Annotated in this window: 22 protein-coding genes; 7 read left to right on the top strand and 15 right to left on the bottom strand. The window is 69.8% G+C overall.

The window, feature by feature from the left end; all coding sequences use genetic code 11:
• Nucleotides 1-31 precede the first annotated feature (31 nt).
• The 8 genes from ACIQF0_RS10795 to sigJ all read right to left on the bottom strand — a co-directional run bounded on the left by ACIQF0_RS10795 (nt 32) and on the right by sigJ (nt 9,398).
• A complete protein-coding gene (locus ACIQF0_RS10795; RefSeq protein ID WP_401027232.1) occupies nt 32-1,864 on the bottom strand; it encodes a glycoside hydrolase family 3 protein in 1,833 nt (610 codons plus the stop codon).
• 19 nt (nt 1,865-1,883) lie between these two features.
• Nucleotides 1,884-3,458: a glucoamylase family protein gene (locus tag ACIQF0_RS10790; RefSeq protein WP_401027229.1), complete on the bottom strand. Its 1,575-nt coding sequence runs from the start codon at nt 3,456-3,458 to the stop codon at nt 1,884-1,886.
• Nucleotides 3,459-3,477: 19 nt separating this feature from the next.
• Complete coding sequence (locus ACIQF0_RS10785) at nt 3,478-4,305, bottom strand: carbohydrate ABC transporter permease (RefSeq protein WP_401027227.1); 828 nt, start codon at nt 4,303-4,305, stop codon at nt 3,478-3,480.
• A gap of 1 nt (nt 4,306) precedes the next feature.
• The gene (locus ACIQF0_RS10780) at nt 4,307-5,203 is read right to left on the bottom strand and encodes a carbohydrate ABC transporter permease (RefSeq protein WP_401027224.1); all 897 of its coding nucleotides are present in this window, start codon (nt 5,201-5,203) and stop codon (nt 4,307-4,309) included.
• Nucleotides 5,200-6,474 carry a sugar ABC transporter substrate-binding protein gene (locus tag ACIQF0_RS10775; RefSeq protein ID WP_401027221.1) on the bottom strand — a complete coding sequence of 425 codons (1,275 nt, stop codon included), beginning with the start codon at nt 6,472-6,474 and terminating at the stop codon, nt 5,200-5,202. The genes ACIQF0_RS10780 and ACIQF0_RS10775 overlap by 4 nt, the downstream gene beginning before the upstream one ends.
• Before the next feature lie 47 nt (nt 6,475-6,521).
• A complete protein-coding gene (locus tag ACIQF0_RS10770; protein ID WP_401027218.1) occupies nt 6,522-7,556 on the bottom strand; it encodes a LacI family DNA-binding transcriptional regulator in 1,035 nt (344 codons plus the stop codon).
• 210 nt (nt 7,557-7,766) lie between these two features.
• The gene (locus ACIQF0_RS10765) at nt 7,767-8,519 is read right to left on the bottom strand and encodes a DinB family protein (RefSeq protein WP_401027215.1); all 753 of its coding nucleotides are present in this window, start codon (nt 8,517-8,519) and stop codon (nt 7,767-7,769) included.
• A 9-nt stretch (nt 8,520-8,528) separates the two neighbouring features.
• On the bottom strand, nt 8,529-9,398 hold the full coding sequence (gene sigJ, locus ACIQF0_RS10760) for an RNA polymerase sigma factor SigJ (RefSeq protein WP_401027212.1): 870 nt from the start codon (nt 9,396-9,398) through the stop codon (nt 8,529-8,531).
• A 126-nt stretch (nt 9,399-9,524) separates the two neighbouring features.
• Here sigJ and ACIQF0_RS10755 point away from each other — a divergent pair, with 126 nt between their 5' ends.
• Both ACIQF0_RS10755 and ACIQF0_RS10750 read left to right on the top strand, forming a co-directional pair.
• On the top strand, nt 9,525-10,091 hold the full coding sequence (locus tag ACIQF0_RS10755) for an NADPH-dependent FMN reductase (RefSeq protein ID WP_401027209.1): 567 nt from the start codon (nt 9,525-9,527) through the stop codon (nt 10,089-10,091).
• A complete protein-coding gene (locus tag ACIQF0_RS10750) occupies nt 10,088-10,528 on the top strand; it encodes a YybH family protein (protein ID WP_401027206.1) in 441 nt (146 codons plus the stop codon). Before ACIQF0_RS10755 ends, ACIQF0_RS10750 begins: the two co-directional genes overlap by 4 nt.
• 1 nt (nt 10,529) lies before the next feature.
• On the opposite strand, the gene ACIQF0_RS10745 is transcribed toward ACIQF0_RS10750, so the two are convergent.
• Both ACIQF0_RS10745 and ACIQF0_RS10740 read right to left on the bottom strand, forming a co-directional pair.
• Complete coding sequence (locus tag ACIQF0_RS10745; protein ID WP_360042947.1) at nt 10,530-10,688, bottom strand: RGCVC family protein; 159 nt, start codon at nt 10,686-10,688, stop codon at nt 10,530-10,532.
• Nucleotides 10,675-11,823 carry a N(5)-(carboxyethyl)ornithine synthase gene (locus ACIQF0_RS10740; protein ID WP_401027203.1) on the bottom strand — a complete coding sequence of 383 codons (1,149 nt, stop codon included), beginning with the start codon at nt 11,821-11,823 and terminating at the stop codon, nt 10,675-10,677. The genes ACIQF0_RS10745 and ACIQF0_RS10740 overlap by 14 nt, the downstream gene beginning before the upstream one ends.
• Nucleotides 11,824-12,062: 239 nt before the next feature.
• Here ACIQF0_RS10740 and ACIQF0_RS10735 point away from each other — a divergent pair, with 239 nt between their 5' ends.
• The 3 genes from ACIQF0_RS10735 to ACIQF0_RS10725 are packed head-to-tail and all read left to right on the top strand — an operon-like array spanning nt 12,063 to nt 14,580.
• A complete protein-coding gene (locus ACIQF0_RS10735; protein WP_401027201.1) occupies nt 12,063-12,980 on the top strand; it encodes a hypothetical protein in 918 nt (305 codons plus the stop codon).
• Nucleotides 12,981-12,986: 6 nt separating this feature from the next.
• A complete protein-coding gene (locus tag ACIQF0_RS10730) occupies nt 12,987-13,781 on the top strand; it encodes a GAF and ANTAR domain-containing protein (RefSeq protein WP_401027198.1) in 795 nt (264 codons plus the stop codon).
• Nucleotides 13,782-13,824: 43 nt separating this feature from the next.
• Nucleotides 13,825-14,580 (top strand): ANTAR domain-containing protein, encoded by a 756-nt coding sequence (locus ACIQF0_RS10725; protein WP_401027195.1) that lies wholly within the window; start codon nt 13,825-13,827, stop codon nt 14,578-14,580.
• Nucleotides 14,581-14,592: 12 nt separating this feature from the next.
• Here ACIQF0_RS10725 and ACIQF0_RS10720 read toward each other — a convergent pair whose 3' ends face one another.
• Together ACIQF0_RS10720 and ACIQF0_RS10715 are read right to left on the bottom strand one after the other, a co-directional pair.
• A complete protein-coding gene (locus ACIQF0_RS10720; protein ID WP_401027193.1) occupies nt 14,593-15,468 on the bottom strand; it encodes a transglutaminase family protein in 876 nt (291 codons plus the stop codon).
• Nucleotides 15,469-15,514: 46 nt separating this feature from the next.
• Entirely contained in the window at nt 15,515-16,012 is a 498-nt protein-coding gene (locus tag ACIQF0_RS10715) for a DUF5994 family protein (RefSeq protein WP_401027190.1), read from the bottom strand.
• Between the two features lie 346 nt (nt 16,013-16,358).
• Here ACIQF0_RS10715 and ACIQF0_RS10710 point away from each other — a divergent pair, with 346 nt between their 5' ends.
• Together ACIQF0_RS10710 and ACIQF0_RS10705 are read left to right on the top strand one after the other, a co-directional pair.
• Nucleotides 16,359-16,970, top strand: coding sequence for an ANTAR domain-containing protein (locus tag ACIQF0_RS10710; protein ID WP_401027188.1), 612 nt, complete (start codon nt 16,359-16,361; stop codon nt 16,968-16,970).
• A gap of 163 nt (nt 16,971-17,133) precedes the next feature.
• Nucleotides 17,134-18,171: a fatty acid desaturase family protein gene (locus ACIQF0_RS10705; RefSeq protein ID WP_401027186.1), complete on the top strand. Its 1,038-nt coding sequence runs from the start codon at nt 17,134-17,136 to the stop codon at nt 18,169-18,171.
• Nucleotide 18,172: 1 nt separating this feature from the next.
• On the opposite strand, the gene coaA is transcribed toward ACIQF0_RS10705, so the two are convergent.
• From coaA to ACIQF0_RS10690, 3 genes are all read right to left on the bottom strand, one after another.
• Entirely contained in the window at nt 18,173-19,135 is a 963-nt protein-coding gene (coaA, locus tag ACIQF0_RS10700; RefSeq protein ID WP_401027183.1) for a type I pantothenate kinase, read from the bottom strand.
• Nucleotides 19,136-19,170: 35 nt separating this feature from the next.
• On the bottom strand, nt 19,171-20,352 hold the full coding sequence (locus ACIQF0_RS10695) for an acetyl-CoA carboxylase biotin carboxylase subunit family protein (RefSeq protein ID WP_401027181.1): 1,182 nt from the start codon (nt 20,350-20,352) through the stop codon (nt 19,171-19,173).
• Nucleotides 20,353-20,497: 145 nt separating this feature from the next.
• Nucleotides 20,498-24,865 carry a ricin-type beta-trefoil lectin domain protein gene (locus ACIQF0_RS10690; RefSeq protein WP_401027178.1) on the bottom strand — a complete coding sequence of 1,456 codons (4,368 nt, stop codon included), beginning with the start codon at nt 24,863-24,865 and terminating at the stop codon, nt 20,498-20,500.
• Between the last annotated feature and the right edge of the window lie 4 nt (nt 24,866-24,869).

The following is a 24,869-nucleotide window of genomic DNA, read 5'->3' as shown; positions in this document are numbered from 1 at the left end:
GCCCGGTCGATTGATGTCCTGGACAGGATTTCTAACGCTCGGCCGGCATCACTCCATGACCGAAGGGGAAGAGCGGGTCCTCGTAGCCCGCGACGTCCTCGGGGTGGCGGCGGACCTGTTCCATCGATCGCGGCAGGTCGAACGGAAGCCTGCCGCGCGGTGGGCAGACGCCCGTCAGCGCGTCGACCAGGGCCTCGTCGTTGGTGCCGTAGCTGACCACCATGGTCGACGCGATCGGCAGCAACGGGGTCAGGACGGCCGGGCGGTCCAGCGTCACGTCGACGACCAGCGGGCAGGCCTCGGCGATCCGCGCCAGGCGGGAGGCCAGGCCGGGCTGGAAGTCCAGCGAGCCCTGGTGGAACCACGACTCCAGGAACAGGTCCGAGCGCGGGTCGAACGGAGCCATCAGCCGCACGAGCGCGAAGTCGGCCTCTTCGGGTGTGGCGACGACGGTGCCCAGACGCGCGGCGGCCTCGGGCGACACGTTCTCCACGTAGACCTTCAGGCCTGACTCCAACGGCAGGCTCAAGCCCGCTTGAAGCACCGTGACCGACTTGGCCTGCGCTTCGTGGCCCTCGTCGCGGAAGTCCTGCCGTCCCACGACCTCCGCCGCCCGGTCCTCGTCGACGAACGGGTCGTCGAAGAGGCCGAGCAGGAACTTGACCTTGAGCAGCCGGCGCGCCGACTCGTCGATCCGCTCCTCCGAGACCCGGCCCTGCGCCACGAGTTCGAGCAGGACGTCGACGCATTCCTCGCCGCCGAACTGGTCAGCGCCCGCAGCCAGGATGAGTTCCATGCGCCCCTGCGCGTCGAGGTGTTCGACGCCCCAGGCACGTGCGGGAAGCACCTTGTCGCCGACGTGGTTGTCCATGACGAGTTCCCAGTCGGTGAGGACCACACCGTCGAAGCCGAGTTGCTCGCGCAGCATCCCGGTGACGACCTGGCGGTTGTAGCCGAAGCCCACCTGCTCGATCGCCTCGCCGTCCACCTCCAGGCCGACGGGCATGCCGTAGTAGGGCATCACCGCCGCCGTGCCCGCTTCGATGACCGCGCGGAAGGGGGCGACGTGGTCGTCGAACCGTCCGCCGGGATAGACCTGCTCACGGCCGTACGGGAAGTGCGCGTCCTCGCCGTCCTTCTGCGGGCCGCCGCCGGGGAAGTGCTTGCTCGTGCAGGCGACCGACTCCGCGCCCAGCGACGAGCCCTGGAATCCGCGCACGTACGCGACGGCGAGTTCGGCCGTCAGCGCGGTGTCCTGCCCGAACGTGCCGGCCTGCCGCGCCCACCGCGGTTCGGTGGCCAGGTCGATCGCCGGGTGCAGGGCGCAGCGGATGCCGGCCGCGAGGTACTCCTGGCGCGCGACGTCCGCGAACCGTTCCACCAGCGCCGGATCGCGCAGCGCGGCGAGCCCCAGCGACTCGGGCCATTGCGAGAAGGCCTTGGCGCTGAACGACACACCCGCGTTCTCGATGAACGCGTGCCGCGGGTCGGTGGAGATGGTCACCGGGATCCCGTGCGGTGTGCTCTCGGCGATGAGCTGGAGGTTGTTGTGCCAGCGCGCCGCCATCCTGGCGTCGTCGAGCGCGTGCACGTTGAAGTGCGACAGGTGTTTCTGCTTCACCACGACGCTCGTCGGCGACTTGCTGATGTCGCCGGGAGCCTCCTTCACCGTGCCGTCCGCGCCCGCCTCGATCACGGTGTGGAACAGCAGGCCTGCCTTCTCCTCCAGCGTCAGGCGCCCCAGCAGGTCCGTCACGCGGTCCGCCACGGGCAGGCGCGGATCCTCGTAGGGGTCCATCACGCCGTTGCCGTTGAGGTCGCGGTACTCGACACCGTCCTGCGAGATCAGCCGTACGGGCCGCATGCCTTTACCTCCATAGCTTTCAGACTCGGCTCGCACCGAACTCCTCGACACCGATCACCGGCCGCAACGCACGTTCGACGGCCGGCGTCGCGAACGCCCTGCGGATCACGTCGCGGCACAGCACGTTCCCGATCGCTCCCATGACCATCGCCTGGTCCAGCGAGAGATAGCGGCGTGCGATCAGGCCCGACCGCACGGCGACCGAGTCGAAGAACCCGCCCGTCCCGTAGGCGCGGAGATCGTTCTGGATGCCGACGAGGTTCGTGTACGCCTCGTCGCGCTCGTGCATCATCGCCAGGAACGCCGCGTGCGGGGTCACCACGCCGTCGCCGTACGTCGGTGTGGGTGCGGTGGCGGGGCGGCACGAGCCGAAGCCCACGTCGTAGTTCGTCATCTCCTGGTCGGAGAAGTAGCCGCTGGCCGGGTTGCCCGGTTCGCCGCCGGGCCCGATGCCCAGCGCGTCGACGCCGTACTCGCGGTAGCCGCCGGCGGGGTTGCTCGCCGGGCTGAAGCCCCAGAAGCCGTACTTCGCTTCCAGCAGACCGTGTTCCCGCTGCGCCCGGACGTGCAACGGGTGGTTCCGGCCCCACGACCGCGGCGCCCACTTCGCCTCGGGCACGAACACGTCGGGCATCAGTTCCTCGAACATCGACCCGCCCCAGCCCGGCACGATCCGCATGCCGCGATAGGTGTAGGCGCCCTCGAAGACCTCGATGCCGTAGTAGGTCCGGTTCTCCCCCACCGGCTGCATCTCGTGCCACGACCAGTCGCACGAGGCCAGCAGCGTCCGCCACATCGCGAAGTACTGCTTCGGCGGGATCTGGCCGGTGATGATGCCGAGATAGCTGGTGATGCGCGTTTCGGACACCGTCGTGTCGTAGTGGTGCGTGGTCAGCCACACCGGGTCGCCGCCGATGTGCGTGCCCTGGTAGACCCCGCCGGGCCGGTCGTGGTCGAACGGGAAGAACCCGCCGTGGATCAGGCCACCCGGCCGCACGGGGTGCGCGGGATCGTCGCCGGGGTTGTAGAAGGAATCCCACCTCATCCGGGCGAAGATCCGCCTTGCCGACGTCGCCGCCGCGCGGTCGGAGCCCGCGACCACGAGCAGTGCCGCGCCGAGCCAGCCGTTGTCCACGCTGGAGCAGAACGGGTGCACGACGGCGCCGGTGCCGGGCCAGGCCCGCAACGCCTCGCCGGTCTCCTCGTCGTACCAGTTGAAGTACATGCCACTCGCGGTGTGGTGTTCCATCCGGTCGAGGGTGGTGAGCGTGCGGAGAAGCCGCGCCGACGCCTCGTCCTTCGAGATGAACCCGAGTTCGCGGGCCACGACCGTCGACCACAGGTAGCCGCCGATGTTGGTCGGCGAGGTGTAGCCGGAACGGTCGGCCGGGGCGAGCGACTCCGGGATGTTGTCGGCGGGCAGGCCCGTGCTCGACGGCGTCATGGCGACGAGGCTGCGCCAGGTGTCGCGGGCCCAGCCGCGCACCCTGGCCGGATCGTATCCACGCGTAGCGGAAGCGATCCCGGGCACGGCGAGTGCGGCGGTGGTTCCCAGGAGCAGGGTTCGGCGGGTGATCCTTGCTGGCGTTGCCATGAGAGTCCCCTTTGGACGATCACTTGATGCCGGTGGTCGCGATGCCTTCGATGAAGCGCCGCTGGAAGACCAGGAACACGAGCAGGACCGGGACGACGACGATGGTGGCCCCGGCGAGCAGCAGGCCGTACTGGATCGAGTTCTGGCCGGTCGAGTAGAGGGCCAGCGCGACCGGGAGCGTGTACTCGCTCTCCTGCTGCGCCACGACCAGCGGCCACAGGAAGTTGTTCCAGCTGCCCAGGAACGTGAGGATGCCGAGGGTGGCGAGCGCGGGCCCGCAAAGCGGCAGGATGATCCGGGCGAAGATGCGCACCTCGCTCGCGCCGTCGACGCGACCGGCGTCGATCAGCTCCGCCGGCAGGCCCGTCATGAACTGGCGCATCAGGAAGACGCCGAACGGCGAGACGAGGAACGGCAGGATCAGCGCGGGCAGCGAGTTCGCCAGACCCGCGTTGACGACCAGGACGTAGAGCGGCACGAACGTGACGACGCCCGGGATCATCAGGGTCGCCAGGACGACCGCGAAGAGCGCCCGCTTGCCGCGGAACTCGAGCTTGGCGAGCGCGTAGCCGACCATCGAGCAGAAAAGCAGGTTTCCGGCGGTCACCAGGACGGCGACGATCGCCGAGTTGAGGAAGTACGTCCCGAACCGCAGGCGGGAGAACAGCTGCGTGTAGTTGTCCAGGGACGCGGACTGCGGCAGCCACGTGGGCGGGTTGGCCAGGATCTCGCCCTCGCCCTTGAAACTGCCCAGCACCATCCAGACGAACGGCGCGATGACGGCGATGAGCGCGACCGTGAGCGGAACGTAGATCCACCAACGGTTCTGCGTGCGTTGCCCGGTCATGTCAGCCCCTCTCCCGCAGCAGGCGGAACTGCAGGGCGGTGACGATCGCGATGACCACGAAGATCAGGTAGCTCATCGCGGAGGCGTAGCCGTAGTTGCCGAACCCGAACTGCCGGTAGGTGTACATCGACGCGGAGATCGTCGAGTTGAGCGGACCGCCGTTGGTCATGACGTACGGCTCCTCGAAGAACTGCAGGTAGCCGATCGCCGTCGTCACCGACACGAAGAGGATCGTCGGACGCAGCAACGGCAGCGTGATGTACCGGAACCGCGTCAGCGCCCCGGCGCCGTCGATCGACGCGGCCTCGTGCAACGACGCCGGGACCGCCTGCAACCCGGCCAGGAAGATGATCATCGCGGTGCCGAAGTTGCGCCACGCGGCCATCAGGATCAGCGCCGGCATCGACCAGTCGGGGTCGCCGAGCCAGTTCGGCCCTTCGATCCCGACCCAGCCCAGCACGGTGTTGATCAGCCCGAACTCGTCCTGGAGCAGGAACCTCCACACCACCGCGACCGCGACGATCGAGGTGATGACCGGTGTGTAGAACCCGAGCCGGAAGAACGCGCGGAACCGCGAGATCCCCTTGTCCAGCACGACAGCGGCCCCGAGGGCGATGGCGAGCGTGAGCGGCACGCCGACCAGCACGAAGTACGCGGTGTTCGCCGCCGCCGTGCGGAACAGCGGGTCCGCGAACGCCTGGACGTAGTTGCCCAGCCCGACGAACTCCACGGCGAACGGCGTGCGCAGGTCGCGGTTGCGGGTGTCCGTGAGGCTCATGAAGAGCGACTGGATCACCGGCCACGCCGTGAAGACCAGGAACAGCAGGCAGAACGGCAGGATCAGCAGCCAGGCCGCCCGCTCCGCGCCGCGGCGGCGGGCCGGAGCGGTCAAGCTCACCGGCCGGTGCCGATCGAGTCGGCCGACGCCTGGGCGGCCTTCAGCGCGGCGGCCGGGTCGGCGCCGGAGCGGGCCACCTTCTCGACCTCGGTGTCGAGCGCGGTGATCGCCTGCTCCCAGGTGGCGAAGGTCGGCGGCGACTGAGCGGTGTCGAGCTGCTTGCCGAACTTCGTGAGCTTCGTGTCGGCGGCGAGCGCCGAGTCCTGCCACGCGCTCTTCACCGACGGCAGGTCGGTCGACTGCTGGTACCACTTGGCCTGGGTCTGCGGGTTCGCCAGCCAGTTCACGAACTTCCAGGCGGAGTCGCGGTTCTTGCTCTCCTTGAAGACGACGAAGTTGCAGCCGCCCACGAAGCTCGACGACGTCTTCTTCACCGGCATCGGCATGACGTCGTACTTGTCCTTGAAGCCTTCCCCGCCGAGCTTCTCGACCGCGGACATCATCCAGGGACCCGAGATGAACATCGGCACGCGGCCACTGACGAAGTCCGGTTCGGTCGTGGGCTGCGCGGGGGCTTCCTTGTCCGCGATGCCCTCGTTGAAGAAGGAGCCGTAGTACTTCAGCGTCTCCTGCATCTCCGGGCTGTCGAAGTTGTAGGCGGCGTCGTTGTTCTTGGTCAGCGCCGCGCCGTTCGACCACGCGAAGGGCAGCAGCGACTGCCACGAGCCGGTGCCGCCGGCCTGCAGCCCGATGCCCCACTTGGCGCCCGACTTGGCCTGCAGCGCCTTGGCCATCTCCTTGAGCCCCGCCCAGTCGGTGGGCGGCGTCTCGTACCCGGCCGTCTTCGCGAGGTCCTTGCGGTAGTAGAGCAGCCGCGTCTCTACGTACCAGGGAATGCCGTAGGAGGTGCCGCCGACCTCGGTCGTGCGTTGTGCGCCTTCGAAGAACGCGTTCTTGTCGATCGAGGAAGGCGTCGCGTCGAGCGCGCCCATGCCCGCGAACTCGCCCATCCACGTCGATCCCACCATGGCGGCGTCGGGCGCCTGGCCCGCGGTGATCGCCGAGGTGAACTTGTTGTGGGCGGCGTCCCACGGGATGGCGGTCACCTGGACGTCGACGCCGGGGTTCGCGTCCTCGAACTCCTTCGCGAGCGCCGGGAGCTTCTCGCCCTCGGCACCCATGGCCCACACGGTGATGGTGCCCGTGGCAGGGCCCTGCGCGATGTCGGCGCTGCCCTGGCCTCCGGTCTGCTCGTCGCCGCGCCCGCAGGCGGCCAGCACCAGCACGAGGGCCGACACCCCCGCGATCGACCTGGAAGTTTTGCGCACCATTGCTTTTCGCTTCCTTTCGGCGTTCGTCTCAAGTAGACGGTGGTGGATCAGGTGACGGGCGGGCAGCCGCACGAGGTGCGCACCACCAGCCGCGTCGGCAGCATCTGGGCGTAGGTTCGCGGCGGCTCGCCGCCCACGAGCTCGTGCAGGCGATCCGCGGCCAGCGCACCCAGTTCGTGCACGGGCTGGCGCACGGTGGTCAGCCCGGGCCGCACGTACCGCGCGGTCATGACGTCGTCCCAGCCCACGATCGCGATGTCGCCGGGCACGTCCATGCCCGCGTCCTGCAGCGTGGTCATGATCGACAAGGCCAGCTCGTCGTTGGCGCACATCAGGGCGTCCGCCTCGCGCTCACCGGCCAGCAGCCGTTGCGCGAAGGCGGTGCCGTCGGCCTCGGACAGCCGGGCCAGGACCGGCTCGGCGGCGTCGAGACCGCGGTCCCGGTGCGCGGCGAGATAGCCCTCGTACCGGTTGCGGATGTCGGGACCGCTGTCCGGGTCGCCGACGAACAGCGCCCGCCGCCGGCCGTGGTCGAGCACGTGCCCGGCCAGTTCCCTGGCACTCTCCAGGTTCTCCGCCGCGACCGCCTCGATGCCGTCCTGCGGCTCGCCCGCGATGACGACGACCGGCTTCTTCGCGCGCAGCACCCGCACGAGGTCGGCCGGAATCGCCGCCGACCCGAACACGGCGATCGCGTCGACCCTGGTCGCCAGCTGCCGCACCGCCGCGGCCATGTCGGTGCGGCTGTTGGTGAGCACGAGCACCACGGACTGCGCGAGCTCGGCGGCGCGGGCCTCGAAGCCCATGAGCAGTTCGGCGTAGTAGGGACCGGACAGCTCAGGCAGCACGAGGCCGTGCGCCTCGTGGTGCCGCACGGCCAGACTGCGGGCCGCACCGGTCGGCACGTAGCCGAGTTCCTCAACGGCGGTGAGCACCTTTTGCCGGGTCGCCTCCGCCACGACCGTCGCGCCCTGGAGCACCCGCGAGACGGTGGCGATCGACACGCCGGCGTGGTCGGCGACCGAGTAGATCGTCGCTCCAGCGGACCGGGCCTCCGCAGAGGCTGGGTGCTGCTTCGCCATAGCGCTGCCTGCCGCCCTCGTCGTCGTTGATCGAGATGTAAGCGCTTACATGTCACTCTTTGTAATGTAAGCGCTTACATACGGGTGTTTCGGCAAATATAGGCACGAGTCGGTTCCCGGCACAAGGGCCGGTAGCGGTGGCTACCCGACGACCGCCCGAAGAAAACGCAGGTCAGGCCCGCGTGGAGCCGCCAAAAGAAGTTTGCACGGCTAAGGGCGTGCCGCGATGGCGTCGAGGTCGCGGGTGGCGTAGCGCAGGTGCTCCCACTCCTCGACGAGGATCGTGCGCAGGCATGAACCAGTGGAAACCGGGTGATCCGGACTCCACGGGTTGCCGCGCGTCACGGCCAGGTCCTCCGCGGTCACCCCGGCCAGGAACTCGCGGACCATCGCTTGCCGACCGGCCCGCGCCTCCAGCACCTCGGTGTACGGCGGGGCGCCCGACACGAAGACGGACAGGTCGTACCCGTCGGTCTCGTACTCGGCGTTCGGCAGGCCCAGCGGGTGGTAGGGCTTGTCGTGGCCCAGGATCGGCCCGCCCAGCCAGGTGTCCGTGGCCATGATCAGGTGACGGACCGTCTGCGCGAACGACCACTCGGCGTCCACCGAGACGTCCTCCGTGCCCGGCGGCATCGCGGCGACCCGCTCCAGAGCAGCGGCCCAGGCGGCTTCGGCCTTGGCCCACGCCGCCCGCAACCCGTCCGGATCCTTCGCCCGCCGCTCCCCTCGTCCGGGAAAGCGCCGGTTGAGCTCGGCCTCGACGAACGGCGCGACGTCGACGCCGTTGACCAGCAGCGCGTTCTCGCCACCGAGCAGCCACGGTGCGTCGATGTCGGCGCCGGCGATGTCGACCGCCCGCATGACCGCACCGGACAGGTCCGACCGCGTGAACCGCGCGCCCCGCAGGCTCACGTCGGTGAACGCGGCGTCGCTCAGGTCGTCAGGATGGCTGAAGGTCACCATCGGCCGACCCTACTGCCAGGCGCGGAGCTTCTCGGGATTGCGGACGGCCCAGATGCGGGTGATCCGGCCCCCGGCCAGGTCGAACGCGTAGACCGACGACGTCATGCCGTCGTTCTCGATCAGCAGACCCGGCCTGCCGTTGACGGTGCGCTCGGTGATCGTGAAATCGCCGGGAACGCTGGTGGCGACGACGACGAGGAACCGCGCGATCCGGTCCCCTCCCTCGATCGGGTCGAGCACGGTGGTCACCAGGCCGCCGCCGTCCGCCGTGAAGGTCGCGCCGGGGTCCAGCAGTCCGACCAGGGCGGGGATGTCCTGGGCCTCCCAGGCGTGTTTGAAGTCGCGGACCACACCGGCGTGGTGAACGGACAGCGCGGCGGGCGGCGCGGACGTGCCGACGCGGCGGCGCGCCGCGGAGGCGAGTTCACGGCACGCGGCCGGGGTGCGGCCGGTGATCTCGGCTATCTCGGCGAAGGAGTAGCGGAACACGTCGTGCAGGACGAGCGCGACGCGTTGGGCCGGTGTCATCGATTCGAGCGCGACGAGGAACGCCATGCTGACCGACTCGTCCAGGGTGACGCGGTCGGCCGGGTCTGCGGTGGCGCCCTCGGCGGGGTCGGGCAACGGCTCGGGGATCCACTCGCCGACGTAGCGTTCGCGACGGGCCCGTGCCGACCCCAGCAGGTCCAGGCAGATGCGGCTGGTGACGGTGGTGAGCCAGGCGCCGGGCGAGGCGATCTCGTCCTGCTTCCGGACGGGCAGCGCGTACCAGCGGGCGTAGGCCTCCTGCACGGCGTCCTCGGCCTCGGCGAGCGAGCCCAGCAGCCGGTAGCCGAGGTTGATCAGATGGCGGCGCTCGCCGAGGATCGCGTCGGTCACCGGTGCTCCCGTCCGTTCGTGGCTTCACCCAGTCTGACGAGACAGCGCGCCGGAATGTCAGGCCTGACGTTTCCCGGAGTCGTGTCGTCGTAGTGCTCGAAAGCGACACGCGAACGAAGGAGACCGATGATCAGGATCGGCATCGTCCTCGGCAGCACCCGGCCGGGTCGCCGGGGCGAGCAGGTGGCCCGGTGGGTGGAGCAACGGGCGCGGCTGCGCGCGGACGCGGAGTTCGAGGTGGTCGACCTGCTCGCGCATCCGTTGCCGCACCTGGACGAACTGCCCGGCGAGTACGAGCACCCGCACACCAGGGCGTGGGCGGAGACGATCACGTCGTTCGACGGGTTCGTCGTGGTCACGCCCGAGTACAACCACTCGGCGCCGGGGGTGCTGATGAACGCGATCGACTTCCTGCGCGCCGAGTGGCGGGACAAGGCGGTCGGGTTCGTCTCGTACGGCGGGGTCGGCGGTGCCCGCGCGGTCGAGCAGCTGCGGTTGATGTGCGGGGCGCTGGAGATGGCGGACGTGTCGTCGCAGGTGACGCTGCCGCTGGCGACCGAGTTCGAGAACTTCGCGGTGCTGGCGCCGGGCGAGCACCAGATCGCCGCCCTGGACCGGACGCTCGACCAGGTCGTCGCCTGGAGCACGTCTCTCCTGCCGCTGCGCACCGGTTCCCCGGTGGCCGTGGCATGACCGTTCACAAAGGACTGACGATGGACGAGATCACGCAGCACATCGGCAGGATCGTCGACGGCATCGAGGCCAAGGACCTCGACGGACTTCGGCGGCTGTACGCGGCCGACGTCGTGTCGTTCGACGTCGAGCCGCCCCTGCAGCACGTCGGCGTCGACGCGAAGCTGGCGAACTGGGACAAGGCGTTCGCGTTCTTCCGCGACGTGCGGTACGAGTTCCGCGATCTGGCGGTGACGGCGGACGAGAACGTCGCGTTCGCGCACGGCTTCGGACGCCTGCACGGCACGACGAACACCGGTGTGGCGGTGGCCGGGATGTGGGTGCGGGCGACGTTCGGCTTCCGCCGGATCGACGGGCACTGGCTGGTGACGCACGATCAGGTCTCGGTGCCGTTCGACATCGCCGGTGGCACGGCGGTGACCGGCCTCGAACCCTGAATCACGAGCAGATGCATCCTCTGGGCAGTGCGGAAGCGGCCGTGGCGTTGCAGTACCGCACTCCCAGCGGGTCGTGCTCGTGCCACGGGTGGGGGCACACGTCGCAGGTGAGGACGGGGGCGGGATCGGTGGTGGTGGTCAGGGGCTCAGACGTGGTCATGCGGGTACTCCGATGAACGGTGCTGGAACGAGAGGATGCCGGGGTTCTGGATGACGCCGTCGCGGATCTCGACGGCCCGCCGGATGGTGTCGGCGGCGTCCCAGGAGCCGGTGAGAACGGTGCGCAGGTGCGGGAGCAGCGCCTCGCTGATCTCCCAGGTCGCCGAGTTCCACAGGTAGGACGGGCTGTGGTCCACGCCGTAGTGCACGACGTGGTCGCCCACCAGGAACGACGGCTCGGCGAACGAGGTGGGGCGGGCCCAGCTGAAGCCCATCCCCCGGTCGCACGACACGTCGACGACGAGGGTGCCGGGCGGCAGGGTGGGCAGGTCGTCGTCGATGAGGAACGTCAACGGCTTGTCCGGGTCCTGCAGCACGCAGTTGACGATGATGTCGTGCTGCGCCAGGAAACCGGCGAGCGGGACGCGACCTTCGTCGGTCAGCGCGTGGCTGCGCCGCGGATCGGCGTCGTCGTGGTCGAAGTGGACCATCCGCGCCGAGTGGATCGGTGAGCCGACCGCGGCGACGCCGCGGTTCGTGAGGACGTTGACCTCGTGCACGCCGCTCGCCTTGAGCGCCGTGACGGCACCTCGTGCGGTGGCGCCGAAGCCGATCACGGCGGCGGTCAGCCTCCTGCCGTAGACGCCGGTCGAACCGGCGATCTGCAGGGCGTGCAGCACCGAGCAGTACCCGGCCAGCTCGTTGTTCTTGTGGAACACGTGCAGACCGAACGAACCGTCGGTGGTCCAGTGGTTCATGGCCTCGAACGCGATCAGCGTCAGCCGGCGTTCGATGGCCAACTGGGTGAGCTTCGCGTCCTGCACGCAGTGAGGCCAGCCCCACAGCACCTGGCCCTCGCGCAGTTCCGCGACGTCCTCGGCGAGAGGCTTGGGCAGCAGAATGACGTCGCACTCCGCGATCAGCTGTTCGCGGGTGCGCAGTCCCCCTACGGACGAGGAAAGTTGTTCGTCGGACACGCCGAAGCGTTCGCCGTAGCCGCGTTCGAGGAAGATTCGCTCTCGCAGATCCGCGTCGATCCGTTCGAGGTGCAGCGGATGGATCGCCAGCCGGTGTTCGTTCTCCTTGCGCGACAACGCGATGACGCCGAGACTGAGGTCCGCGGCACGGGTCAGCATCGACCGCTTTCCGCGAGAAATTCCTTGGTGCAGAGCAAATCCGAGTTCAACTCGGCGCTCCCGCCTCCAGCCTGTGACGGCCGGGCTTCCTGATGCGCCCAAGGCGGCACCAGCTTGACCGCTGCTGCACGACATGCCCTCGGTGGGTCGAGCCTACGCTAAAGTCGGTGACGACCCGGCCGCTCCGGACCTCGGCGGTGCCCGCTCGCAACCGAATCCGGTGTGAGGTGCCCCCAGTCATGATCGGTCTGTCCGAGGTCACGCGTCTGGAAGAAGCCACCCGCGCGTTGCGCGAACTCGACTACCGCAGCGGGGGCGAGACCTGCCTCGACGGCGTCCGCCTGTGCCTGCGCGAGAGCCTCCCGCTGCTCACCGAGCCCACGTCGGAGCACGTCCGGCCACGGCTGCACGTCGCCGTGGCGGACCTGCGGAACCTGGCGGGCTGGGTGTGCTTCGACGCCGGTCTGGTCGACAACGCGCAGAACCACTTCTGCCACGCCCTGGCGCTGGCCGGGCTCGCCCGCGCGGACGGGCTGACCGCCAACGTGTGCTACCGGCTCGGCCGCGTCTTCCTGCACCACGGGCACTTCGACGAGGCGTTGCGGTACTTCGACCTCGGCCGGCTCGCGGCCTCCCGCTCCGGCGACGGGCTCGCGGCCGGAATGCTGTCCGTCAACGCGGCGTGGGCGTGGGCGAAGAAGGGCGCCGAGCACAGCGCCCTCGCGCTGCTCGACCGCGGCGAGGAGGAGTTCACCGCCGCGAGCCGCACGGAAGTGGCCGGCTGGGCGGCGTTCTTCACCCCGGCCGACCTGTCCGGGCTCGCCGGAGCGGTGCACACGGACCTGGCGGTCACCGCCGGCCGGCACCACGCGCGGACCGCCGTCGCACTGCTCACCACCGCGATCGACGGCTACGACGAGGGCATGGCCCGCAGCCGCGCGTTCGGCCAGATCTCCCTGTCCACCAGCCATCTGATCGAGGGCGACGTCGAGGCCGGCGTGGACGTCGGGCTGCGAGTGCTGGCGTCGTCCGGTGCCATCGGTTCCGCCCGCGTGCGTGACCGCTTCCGGCCCCTCGCCTCGCACGCGCGCCGCTTTCGCGACCACCGGGGGGCGCGGGACCTCGCCGACCGGATCGACGCCGCCTCGGCCGCGTGAACGGTCGTGGCCCCTTCCGCGCCGCACGGCGCCGCGTGGGATGCTTCCGCACAACGGGAGGCGGAGTCGGTGAGCGGTGAGCGACTGGCCAAGGTGCTGGCGCATCTCGCCGCCGACGCGGCTACGCGAGGCGTCCCGACGTCCAGCGAGGCCGCCTGCGAGGCGTGCGTGACGCTGTTCGGGGTGACCGGCGCTCAGCTGACGCTCATGAACGGCACGGGCCGGGGCGAGTCCCGTTATGCGACGAACGACATCGGTGCCCAGCTCGAGAACCTGCGCTTCACCCTCGGCGAAGGACCGTGCGAGGACTCGGTCCGCACCGGAACGCCGGTGCTGGCGAGTGATCTGGACTCCTGGGAGTACGACCGGCGCTGGCCGCTGTACGTGCGTTCCGCCGTCGCCGCCGGGGTCAGGGCGGTCTTCGTGTTCCCGTTGCGCAGCGGCGCGATCCGGATCGGCGCGCTGGTGCTGCACCGGACCAGCCCCGGGCCGCTGACCCAGGAACAGATCTTCGACGCGCACGTCGTGGCCGACGTCATCATGACGATGCTCCTGGACGAACTCGCCTTGGCGCACGTCGACGCCGAGGTCCTTCCGCTGGACGGGATGCCGCTCAGCCGGGCAGAGGTGCACCAGGCCACCGGAATGCTGTCCGCCCAGATGGGGGTGAGCATGGACGAGGCCCTGGTGCGGCTTCGCGCCCACGCGTTCGCTCATGACCAGTCGGTCGTCGAGGTCGCTCGCGACATCGTCGGCCGGCGCCTGCGACTGAGTCCGGAGAGCAGGCCCGATCCCCGATGATCACGCCCGCTTCCCGGCGAGAAGACCTACAGAGGTGACTTCCATGTTCCTGGAGAATCTGGCGGAGACGTTCGTCGAGCTGGCCGACACCCTGGTCGCCGGTTTCGACTCGGTCGAGTTCATGCATCTGCTGGCCAACCGCTGCGTCGCCACGCTGGAGGTGGACGCGGCCGGCATCCTGCTCGTCGACCACCACGGAGAACTGCAGGTTCTCGGCTCCTCCAGCGACCGGGCCAGGCTGCTCGAACTGTTCGAGCTCCAGCACCGGCAGGGTCCGTGCATGGAGTGCTACCTCACCAGCGAGCCGGTGACGGTCGCGAGCTTCACCGGGTCACCGCAGCGGTGGCCCGAGTTCTCCGCGGTGGCGAAGGACGCCGGGTTCGGTGCGCTGCACGCCGTGCCGATGCGGCTGCGCGAGCAGACCGTCGGGGCGCTGAACCTGTTCACCGTCGAGGAGGGCGCGCTGAGCGAGCCGACGCTGCGGGTAGCGCAGGCCATGGCGGACGTCGCGACCATCGGCCTGCTCCAGGCCCAGATCATCAGCCACCGCGAGCTGCTCGCCGGGCAGCTGCAGCACGCGCTGCAGAGCAGGGTCCTGATCGAACAGGCCAAGGGCGTGCTCGCCGAACGCCTGCAGATCGACATGAGCACGGCGTTCGAGACGCTCCGCCGGTACGCGCGAGGCCACAACCGCTACCTGAGCAGGGTGGCGGAGGACGTCATCGACGGCACGATCGACATGGCCGCGCTGGCCGCCGTCACCGAGGGGAAGTCGTCCACCCGGGACCCGCGGCCGTAGCGGCGGCGAGGATCACTCGCGCGTGACCGCGGTGAGATCCTCTTCCGCGCGCACGACCATGGACTCGAGCACCGGGCCGCCGAACGTGGTGACCATGGCGACGTCCGCGGCGTCGCGGCCACGGCCCACGACCACACGTCCCTTGCGCGGCACGTTGTTGCGCGGGTCGAAGGTCCACCAGCGGTCCTCCAGCCAGACCTCCATCCACGCCGCGAAGTCCATCGGCGCGCCGTCGGGCGGCACGTCCAGATCGGGCAGGTAACCGAAGACGTACCGGGCCGGGATGTTGAGGGCGCGGCAGAACGAGATCGCCAGGTGCGTGAAGTCGCGGCAGACCCCGATGCCCGACGCGTTGACGTCCGCCGCCGTGGACAGCGCGGTGGAGGCGCCGTAGCGGAAGCTGAGCGCCTCGTGGACGTACTGGCAGATCGCCCGGACCCGGCCGTAGCCGGGCGGATGGGCGCCGAACCTCGACCAGGCCTCGTCCCCGAGCACGTCGGACACGCAGTAACGGCTGGGCAGCGTGTACAGCAGCACGTCGTCGGGAAGGTCGTCGGGCATCACCTCCGGCACGGACTCGTCGACGGCCTCGGTGTCGTCGGGGACCTCGGCCAGCGCGCTGTAGTGCACTGTGGACAGTCCGGTCGGCAGCACCAGGCGCGCGAGCCAGTTGCCGTAGAGGTCGAAGTAGTGCCGCACCGGGGTGTCCGGTTCCACGGACATCCGCTCACAGCTGACCTTCACGTCGCCCTGGCGGTCCGGGCGCACCAGGAACACCGCCGGCGTGGGCACTTCGGCGCGGTAGGTGAACGCGCAACCGACGCGGAGCATTCGGGGTGCCCGCGCCGGTTGCGCCTCCTCGCTGCCGTGGTTGCGGTGCGAGGTCAACGAACGCGCTCCGAACGGTGGTCCGGAGCACTCGGGGAGGTGGTCATCAGAATCCTCGCGTCTCCTGCCTGATGACGTCCACAGTGGACTTGCGGGCGCGGAGCAGGGTCTCGACGGTGTCGGTGTTCTCACGGTGGGCTGCGCGCATCATGGCCTGGTGGGCGGCGAACGGGTCGGAATCGGACGGTACGAGCAGCAACGTGGTCCGGCTCCGATCGGCCGCGATGACGTCGATCGTGTGCTCCGGCCTGGACCAGAACCCGCCGAGCCTGACCCGGACCCCGCCGACCGCGATCTGCCGCGGCGCGATGTCCCATTCGGTCAGGTTGTAGCTCACCCGCGGGATGTCGCCCAGCCGAACCGCCAGCACCGCGAGCAGTGCCGGCAGCTCGGCGGCGAGGTCCCGGGAACGTGGCCACCAAGCGCCGTCCACATACCCCGTGGTGGGCGCCTTCGGCCGCAACCGCAATCGCAGCGGATACCGAGGCTGCTCGCTGGCCTTGACGGCCGGTGGGGCGTGGGAGAGGTGCGGAGCCGACATCATGCCGGGACTCCCGTCTCCGACCGGAAAACGGCCGGTTCTGGTTTTGCCGAGCACGACTTGGGCTTGACCGCCCAGGTGCGAGAAGTTCTCGACGAATTCGACACTACACTCCGCGCAGTCTGATCAACCGAAATCGCTCGAAGTATTTACTCAGCCGTTGAAGTGCACGTCAGCGCCGTTCAACCGTTTGGAGGCACAATTCCCAGTCGGCTTCCCGGCACACGGCTGACAGCAGGGAAAAGTCGCCCAGAAGGTTTAGCAGGTGTTGACCAGGCGTTACGATCAAATCACCGCCCGGACCTTGCGGTCACCCCCTTGTCCACAGCGAAATGACGAGGTGACGCAAGTGTCGGAACACCGCGTGGCACAGACGTTCCTCGAGCTGGCCGACACGCTCGTGGAGCGGTTCGACGGCATCGAGTTCCTGCACGTCCTGGCGGAACGGTGCGTCGAGCTGCTCGGTGTGGACTCGGCGGGGATCCTGCTGGCCGACGACCAGGGCGTGCTCCAGCTGATGGCCACGGCGGGCGACCAGGTCAGCGGCGGCGAGGACTGGGCCGCGGTCGACGCGTTCCCGATGCGGCTGCGCACGGAGGTCATCGGCTCGCTGACCCTGTTCCGGACGTTGCCCGGCGCGCTCCCACCGCAGACTGTGACCCTGGCGCAGTCGCTCGCGAACGTCGCGACGATCAGCCTCCTGCAGGTGCGGGCGGTCGCGCAGGACGGCGCGGGCGCCGAGCGGCTGCGGACCGTGCTGGCCGGCCGCGTCGCGATCGAGCAGGCGAAGGGCGTGCTGACCCAGCAGCTGGAGATCGGCGTCGTGGACGCCTTCTCGCTCATGCGGACCTACGCCCGCAACACCGGTCAGCTGCTCTCCGACGTCGCCGAGCAGGTCAACGCCCGGTCACCGAGTGTCGCCGGCCTGACGAGAGTGAGCAAGCCGCGACCCCGCTGGTGACTGAAACGGGCGCGAACGGGGTACAAAGGAGTAGACCCGTGCGTTCGAAGCTCCGCACGGGGAGGTTCGCCGCCGGACCCTCCGCGAACATCACCGCTGTGCGTTCATTCCCGCCTTCGGCATGTCCGAGCCTCCCCGCAGCACCTCGACCCGGAGCAGGTACATGACCACGACGCACACCGCACCGACCTCGACAGCGGAACGACAGCCCGGCAGCGACTTCGCCCGGCTCACCAAGGAACTCAAGGCGGCCGGCCTGCTGAACCGCAGGCGCGGCTACTACGTGGTGCGGATGGCGCTCAACGCGCTGGCGCTCGCCGCGATCGCCGTGGCGTTCGTGTGGGTGGGCGACTCCTGGTGGCAGGTGATCACGGCGGTCGCGCTGGCCGTGGCCTCGACCCAGCTCGCCTTCATCGGGCACGACGCGGGCCATCGGCAGATCTTCCGCAGCCATCGCAACAACAACGTGGTCGGGCACCTGCACGGCAGCCTCACCGGGATCAGCTACCAGTGGTGGGTCGCCAAGCACAACCGCCACCACGCGAACCCGAACCACGAGGACGAGGATCCGGACATCGAGATCCACGCCCTCGCCTTCAGCCGCGCGCAGGCCGAGACCAAACGCGGTGTGTACCGCTGGATCACCCGCAACCAGGCGTTCCTGTTCTTCCCGCTGCTGCTCGCCGAAGCGGCCGTGCTGCGGATCTCCGGCCTGGTCGCGCTGTGCCGCAAGGAACTGCGCAACCCGTGGCGTGAGGCCGCCCTGCAACTGCTGCCGCTGGTCATCTACCTCACGGCGGCGTTCCTCGTGCTGTCGCCCGTGAAGGCGCTCGTGTTCATCGCCGTGCACCAGGGCCTGATGGGCGTGTACCTGGGCTGTTCGTTCGCGCCCAACCACAAGGGCATGCCGATCATCACAGAGGGCCAGCGCCTCGACCACCTCCACAAGCAGGTGCTGACCTCGCGCAACGTCACCGGCGGCCGGTGGGTCGACGCGGTGTTCGGCGGCCTGAACCACCAGATCGAGCACCACCTCTACCCGCACATGCCGCGCCCCAACCTGCGCCGCGCGCAGCCCGTGGTCGAGGACTTCTGCGCCCGGCACGGCATCCCGTACAGCAAGACCACCATGGTCCGCTCCTACGCCGAGGTGCTGCGCCACCTGCACGACGCCGGCGCGCCGCTGCGTCAGGCGAGCTGAGCTACAACTTCCGCAACCGGACCCGGTCCACCCGGTGGTCGGGGCCCTTCTGCAGCACCAGGTGCGCCCGCGACCGGGTGGGCGCGATGTTGCGCAGGAGGTTCGGGCTGTTGATCCGGTCCCAGATGTCGAGCGCGGTCCTGCGCGCGTCCGGGACCGACAGTTCCGCGTACTTGCGGAAGTAGGAGGCCGGATCGCGGAAGGCCGTCCGGCGCAGCGTGAGGAACCGGTCCACGTACCACTGCCTGATCAGGTCGTGGTCGGCGTCGAGGTAGATCGTGAAGTCCAGGAAGTCGGCCACGAACACCGACGGCGCGTCCTCGGCGCGACCGGCCCAGGTCTGCAGCACGTTCAGGCCCTCGACGATGAGGATGTCCGGCACCGAGATCGTGTCCACGTCCGGCAGCACGTCGTAGACCAGGTGCGAGTACTTCGGCACCTCGACGGCGGTCCCGCCGGACGTGATCTCGTCCAGGAACCGGATGAGCCTGCGCACGTCGTAGCTCTCCGGGAAGCCCTTGCGGTCCATCAGGTCGCGTTCGCGCAGCACCGCGTTCGGGTGCAGGAACCCGTCCGTGGTCACCAGCGCGACCTCCGGGTGGTTCTCCCACCGCGACAGCAACGCCCTGAGAACGCGCGCCGTGGTGCTCTTGCCGACCGCGACGCTGCCCGCGATCCCGATGACGTACGGCGCCTTCACCGGCTCACGGCCGAGGAAGTCGTTCGCCACGTGGTGCAGTCCCTGGGACGCGACCACGTACAGGTTCAGCAACCTGGACAGCGGCAGGTACACCTCGGTGATCTCCTCGACCGACAGCTCCTCGTTGAGGCCCTGCAGGTCGGTGAGCTCCGCCGCAGTTAGCGTCATCGGCGTGGACTGCCGCAGCCGCGCCCATTCGGACCGGCTGAAGTCGAAGTGGCCGACCGCCGCACGGTCCCCCGTGGACAACTCCGATGTGGACAAGTTCTCTCCCCGATCGTCCGCGTACCGGACCAGTCTCAGCTGAACCAGGTCAGGTCGCCAACGGCGGCGACGTCCTCGGCGAGCTGGACGGGATCGCGGTGCCACAGCAGCACGGAGGCGCCGATCAGCCCGCCGCTCGTCTCGTTGCCCTCCCTGGCGGCCCGGCGGACGTGGACCTCGTGCCCGCTCGCCAGACCGCTCAGGTCCGGACCGGGCTCGTGGAACCTCGTGCCCGGCATGACCGGTGGCCACAGCCAGGCGGCCTGCAGGTCCTGTGCGGCCGGTTCCGGCACCGGCAGACCGGCCTGCATCCGCAGGTTCGCCACCTCCAGCTGCACTCCGGCGTGCAGCAGCGCGAGCTCCGACACCAGCGCGCCCGGTGCCCGTCCCGCGACCTCCAGCGCGACCATCTCGCCGGCGCCGTTCACCGCGAACTCGGTGTGCACGACGAAACGTCCCTCGCTGCCCAAGGCACGCACGACGCGTTCGTTCAATTCGTGCGCGGCCTCGGTGAACTCCGACTCCCGTTCGGTGGCACCGCCGAGGGTGCGCCCGGCGTCCAGGCCGAGCAACGGCCCCAGGTACCGGCCCACCTGCACCGGGGTGATCTCGCCGTCCCGCACCAGTGCGTTGACGTGGTGCAGCGTGCCGTCGACGAACTCGTCGACCTGCCAGCCGGGCTCGCCGTCGTGCCCCGCCAGCCAGTCGCGCAGGTCCCGCGGCGTGTGCAGGATCGTGATGCCGCGCGAGTTCGCCTCCTGCCGCGGTTTCGCCACCGCGGGCAGGCCGATCTCCTCGAGCAGCAGGTCGCCCGCCGTCGCGGTGACGACGGGCTCGAAGGCGTGGAACCGCGGCACCCGCACCCCACCGGCGGTGAGCAGCCGCTTCATGACGACCTTGTCCAGGTAGGCGGCCGGGCGACGCGGATGCCTCGGCGCGAGACCCAGTTCCTCGCGGATCCGCGCGCACTCGGCCAGGCAGTACTCGTCGTTCGTCACGACCTCGACCGATCCTTCGAAGCCGCGGATCTGCTCCAGCCACTTCTCCCGGTCCAGCGCCACGACCTCGGGCGCGGCACCGGTGGCGTCCTCCCGCAGCACCGCGTCCGCCGGGCCGTCCGTCAGCACGACCAGGTCGAACTCGCCGGGAGGGAACGCCACGGCCGGCGCGACGGTGAACGGCTGTTTCGAGTGCAACGCGACGATCGTCATCCTCATCGACGCTCTCCCCCTGCTCACGCACGACGCTGGTCCGGTTCGAGCCTTCCGGAACCTCGCCCCCGCACGCCAGCGCTCCGGGAGTGGGATGAACCACGTGGGAGGCGAGTCCTTGGGGTGGGGATCTCGCCTCCCACGCCGCCGGTCAGCTCGCGCGCAGCGGAACCGACCAGCGTTGCTGCGGGGTGCCGAGGCAGTCCCACAGCTGGATCTTGGTGCCGTTCGCGACGTTGCCGGCCTCAACGTCCATGCACCGGTTGGACTGGACGTTCACCAGGGTGGCGTCCGGGCGGACCGACCACTGCTGGCTCAACCCGTTGTGGCAGTTGGCAACGCCCACGGCGGTGCCGTTGCCCACTGCGCCGATGTCCGTGCACACGCCCATCGTGCGGATGGTGCCGTCGCTGAGCGCCTGGTAGGTCTCACCGGCCGGGCCGAAGCACTGCCAGAGCCAGATGATGCCGTTGGCCGGGTTCTCGCCCTTGACGTCGGCGCACCTGCCACCGACCCCTTCCACGATCCCGATCCACAGCGCCGTGGCACTGAGCCTCCAGAGCTGCAACGGCGCGCGCGTGCAGTCCTGGACGGTGTACGCGGCGCCGTTGGTGGCGGACGCGGCGGTGAGGCAGCGGTTGGTCGCCTCGTTCACCACGGTGCCGTCGGGGGCGGCGGTCCACCTCTGGTTGCGGGTGCCGTTGCAGTCCGCGAGGGTCACGGCGCCGTTCGTGGCGTCCAGGCAGCGGCCCGACGACGCGATCCGGCCGTCGCCCACGATGCTCCACCACTGCGCCGGTCCGCCGTTGCAGCCCCACGGCTGGACCTTCTTGCCGTTGGCGTCGTTGTTGTTGATGTCCATGCACAGGCCCGACGGGTTGTAGAACGCACCCCACTGGCCGTGCTGGTCGGGAATGCGCCACACCTGGGCCGCGGTGCCGGTGCAGTCCTGGATCTTCAGCGTCGCGCCGCGATCGTTGGTCGCGGGCGTGAGGCACTTGCCCGCGCGGATGCTGATGATCGCGCCGTCCGGGCGGACGACCCACTGCTGCGGGTTCTCCGTCGTGCAGCTCTGCAACGTGACGGCGGTGCCCGCCGCGGTGCCGCCGTTCTCCACGCCCAGGCAGCGGCCCAGGTTGGTGATGCGGCCGTCACCGAGGAACGTCCAGCGCTGGTTCGGGAAGCTGTTGCAGTCCCACATCTGCAGCTGCACGGCGGACGTGCTGTTGCCGGGGATGTCCAGGCACCGGTTGCCGATGCCGACGACCTCGCCGTTGCGCACGGCGGTGTTGCGCTTGACCCGGACGTTGCGGAACTTCACCGGCGAGGTGGTGCCGCTGTTCTCCAGGCCGACGTAGCCGTCGTTGTGCCAGCGGTTCGTGTCGGTGATGGTGAACTGGTTGACCTGCCGGCCGTTCAGCACCACGGTCACGGTGTTGAACGCGACGGTGATCTCGTAGGTGTTCCACTCCCCCACCGGCTTGGCGGCCGAGACGTCCGGCCTGCGGCCCGGCGTGATCGTGCCCGTCGCGGTCGGCGAGATCTCCACCTGCACGCCCCGGTCCTGCGGCGCGGACGCCACCGTTCCCGGATCGTCGAAGAGCACGAAGACGCCGGAGTCCGACGTGAGGTCGGTGGCCTTCCAGTCGAGCTTCACCGTGTAGTCCATGCCCATCGTGCGGGCGGCGTACCAGGTGACGTCCCGGCCGGAGGTGGTGCTGAGCTCACACCCGTTGGCCTGCAACGAGGTCGAGCCCGCGACCCGCCACGCGGACAGGTTCGACTCCAGCCTGCCGTCGAACACGCTGGTGAAGCCAGGCTCGTTCACCGGAGCGGCGCAGTCGCCGGAACCCGCCTGAGCCCCGCCGACGAAGTAGCCCTCGGCGTCGAGGGTCACCGTCGAGTTGCCGCGTTCGTTGCGCACGGCCACCCTGCCGCTCGCGCCCAGCGGCGTGAACGTCGTGGCGGACAGGCGTTCCCGCTGCTTGGTGCTGATCAGACTCGCCGGCGCGGTACCGATCTCCGCCGGTGCGACGGACAGCTCGGTGCCGAGCAGGTCGTCCTGCACGGACGGCATCAGCACGGCCGAGGTGGCGTTCACCGGAACGCCGGCGCCGCCGCTCACCTGGAACGTCGTGGTCTCGCCCTGGCCCAGCGGCGTCGTACGGCCGCCGGTTCCCGTGGTGGTGTCGGCGATCCTGGTCGGCTCGGTCAGCGGGACGTAGCGCGCTCCCCCGCCGCCGCTGACGAACCAGCCGAGCACGTCGACCATCGCGTGCACCTGCCCGGCGCCGTTGCGCAGCCGGAAGCTGCCGTCGGCGCCGATGGTGACGATCGAGGTGTTCGAGCGGCGTTCGTTGCGGGCGACGTTGAGCGAGGTGCCGTTGCTGTCCTGCGCGTAGAGGCCGAAACCCGTGCCGGTGGTGGACTCGACGCCGGTCAGGTTCACCACGACGGCGGTGGCGTTGTCCGGGATGCCGTTGGCACCGCGGGCCTTCACCAGCTGGACCTCGCCCGCGCCGAGCGGGGTCTTTCGCGCACTGCCGTTGTAGCCGCGGGTGTCGAGCACGCGGATCGGCTGCGGGCTCGCCACGTACGTCGAGCCGGCGGTGGGGCTGAAGTAGCCGAGCATGTCGAACTGGACGGTCACCGAGCCCGCTCCCGCCCGCAGCCGGATGGCGCGGTCGGGGCCGAGCTTCGCCACGACCATGGTGGACACGTAGCCACCGCCGGGCCGCACGCGCACGGTCGTCGCCTTCGACGTGGAGGACGCGGGGTCCGTGGGGAACACGTCGATGCCGCTCTCCACCTCGGGTCCGGCCGCGGCGTCGGTCCTGGCCGCGAGGTTGAAGACCACGGCGGTGGCGTCGTTGGTGACGTTCGGGACCGGGAGCGTGAAGACCTCGTTGGCCGCATAGGTCTTGGCGTGGATCTGCACCGGGGTCGGCAGCGGGTTGTAGCCGGAGCCGGTGACGCCGGGGACGTTGTCCGGCGGTCCCAGCGCCAGCACGCCGCTGCCCCAGGTGTTGTCGTTCTTGCGCGGGTTGGTGCGCGCCTGCAGTTCGGTCTGGATCTGCGAGGCGTCCAGCGCGGGGTTGGCGGACTTCAGCAACGCCGCCGCGCCCGCCACGTGGGCTGCCGCCGCGGACGTGCCGGCGAAGCCCTCCTGGCCGTACGTCGTGGTGGTGACCTTGTCGAACCCGGTGATGTCCGGCTTCGTCCTGCCGTCGATCGTCGGGCCTCGACCGGAGTACGACGGCACCACGCCGCTGCCCGGCTTGGTGGCGCCGACCGTGATCACGTACGGCGAGGTCGCGGGCTCGGTCACGCTGCCGGCGGGAGTGTTGAACTGCAACGGGTTGTCGTCCGGCACGGCCGCGAAGAGGTCGAACCGGGTGGTGAACTTCGCCGTGTTGTTCTTGACGTAGATCCAGTACGGCTGGGTGCTGCCGGACGGGTTGGTGAAGGTCACCTCCTCGGTCGGCCGGGCGCCGCCCGCGACGTCGCGCTGGTTGTTCAGCGACGACGCGATGATCTGCGGGTCGCTGGGCCCGGTCGGCGCCTGGGCGCCCTTCATGACGTACAGGTCGAGGTCCTCGGTGGACTTCGGCCACGCGTCCCAGCGCAGGCCGACCGTGGCGGTCTTGCCGGCGCCGAGGTTGAAGCCGTTGTTCTGCCCCGAACCGCTGAACTCGACGAATCCGTCCCCGTTGGCGTCGACGGCGGCTCCGCTGAAGTGGTTCTGCCCGAGGTTGCCGGCCGCTACGGACCACAGCACACCGGCCTGCCGCGCCTGCCGCACGACGTCGGCGGGGCTGCCGGACTCGCCGGTGCCGTCACCCCGACCGGAGGTCAGGAACCCGATCGCGGCGGTGATCACCTGAACACCCTGCTGCCGCAACCAGTCGGTGGCGGTGGCGAAGTCCAGCGGCCCGTCGACGCAGGCGAGGAACAGCTTCGCGCCGGGCGCCAGGTCGTGCACGACCTCGGCGACCGCCGTGCCGTGGTCGGAGTTCTTGGTGGCGTCGTGACATCCGCTGTTGTTGACCTGGACGTCGGCGGGCAGATCCCCCTCGCCCTGCGCCTCGTCCAGCCGGGCGTACCCGATGTCGATGACGCCGATCTTGACGTCCTGCCCGGTCCTGCCCGCGGCGACCCACTGCCGGGCACCGGAGGCGTCGAAGCCCTCCGACAACGCCATCGGCACCGCGCGTTCCGGCCGTCGAACGTCCACAACGGACTTGTTCTTCACCAGGTCCGCCACGCGGTTCTCGGGCACGGCGATCTGCGCGCGGTCGTCCCGCTGCACGGTCACCTCGCCCCCGAGCACCGCCGCCGCCTCCTTGAGACGACTGCCCCGCACCTCCAGCAGGACGCGGCCGCGGTTGTCCTTCGCGACCTTCTCCCCGTTGTGCACGGGCAGCACCGGTCTCGGCGCCGCGCTCACCGGTGCGACCGCACCAGACACCGCAAGCGCGACCCCAACGGTCAGCACGACCGCACGTCGCAGTGTTCTCATTTTC

The organism is Lentzea sp. NPDC092896, from assembly GCF_044754905.1.
Lineage (GTDB): Bacteria > Actinomycetota > Actinomycetes > Mycobacteriales > Pseudonocardiaceae > Lentzea.
This window is presented reverse-complemented; position numbering and strand designations above follow the sequence as displayed.

Coding starts and splice junctions, on each gene's coding strand:
- ACIQF0_RS10695 (WP_401027181.1), bottom strand. CDS start 20,352: ATGAGGATGACGATCGTCGCGTTGCACTCGAAACAGCCGTTCACCGTC.
- ACIQF0_RS10745 (WP_360042947.1), bottom strand. CDS start 10,688: ATGACCACGTCTGAGCCCCTGACCACCACCACCGATCCCGCCCCCGTC.
- ACIQF0_RS10750 (WP_401027206.1), top strand. CDS start 10,088: ATGACCGTTCACAAAGGACTGACGATGGACGAGATCACGCAGCACATC.
- ACIQF0_RS10705 (WP_401027186.1), top strand. CDS start 17,134: ATGACCACGACGCACACCGCACCGACCTCGACAGCGGAACGACAGCCC.
- ACIQF0_RS10775 (WP_401027221.1), bottom strand. CDS start 6,474: ATGGTGCGCAAAACTTCCAGGTCGATCGCGGGGGTGTCGGCCCTCGTG.
- ACIQF0_RS10725 (WP_401027195.1), top strand. CDS start 13,825: ATGTTCCTGGAGAATCTGGCGGAGACGTTCGTCGAGCTGGCCGACACC.
- ACIQF0_RS10785 (WP_401027227.1), bottom strand. CDS start 4,305: ATGACCGGGCAACGCACGCAGAACCGTTGGTGGATCTACGTTCCGCTC.
- ACIQF0_RS10740 (WP_401027203.1), bottom strand. CDS start 11,823: ATGCTGACCCGTGCCGCGGACCTCAGTCTCGGCGTCATCGCGTTGTCG.
- ACIQF0_RS10770 (WP_401027218.1), bottom strand. CDS start 7,556: ATGGCGAAGCAGCACCCAGCCTCTGCGGAGGCCCGGTCCGCTGGAGCG.
- ACIQF0_RS10755 (WP_401027209.1), top strand. CDS start 9,525: ATGATCAGGATCGGCATCGTCCTCGGCAGCACCCGGCCGGGTCGCCGG.
- ACIQF0_RS10690 (WP_401027178.1), bottom strand. CDS start 24,865: ATGAGAACACTGCGACGTGCGGTCGTGCTGACCGTTGGGGTCGCGCTT.
- ACIQF0_RS10715 (WP_401027190.1), bottom strand. CDS start 16,012: ATGATGTCGGCTCCGCACCTCTCCCACGCCCCACCGGCCGTCAAGGCC.
- ACIQF0_RS10795 (WP_401027232.1), bottom strand. CDS start 1,864: ATGCGGCCCGTACGGCTGATCTCGCAGGACGGTGTCGAGTACCGCGAC.
- ACIQF0_RS10790 (WP_401027229.1), bottom strand. CDS start 3,458: ATGGCAACGCCAGCAAGGATCACCCGCCGAACCCTGCTCCTGGGAACC.
- ACIQF0_RS10735 (WP_401027201.1), top strand. CDS start 12,063: ATGATCGGTCTGTCCGAGGTCACGCGTCTGGAAGAAGCCACCCGCGCG.
- ACIQF0_RS10765 (WP_401027215.1), bottom strand. CDS start 8,519: ATGGTGACCTTCAGCCATCCTGACGACCTGAGCGACGCCGCGTTCACC.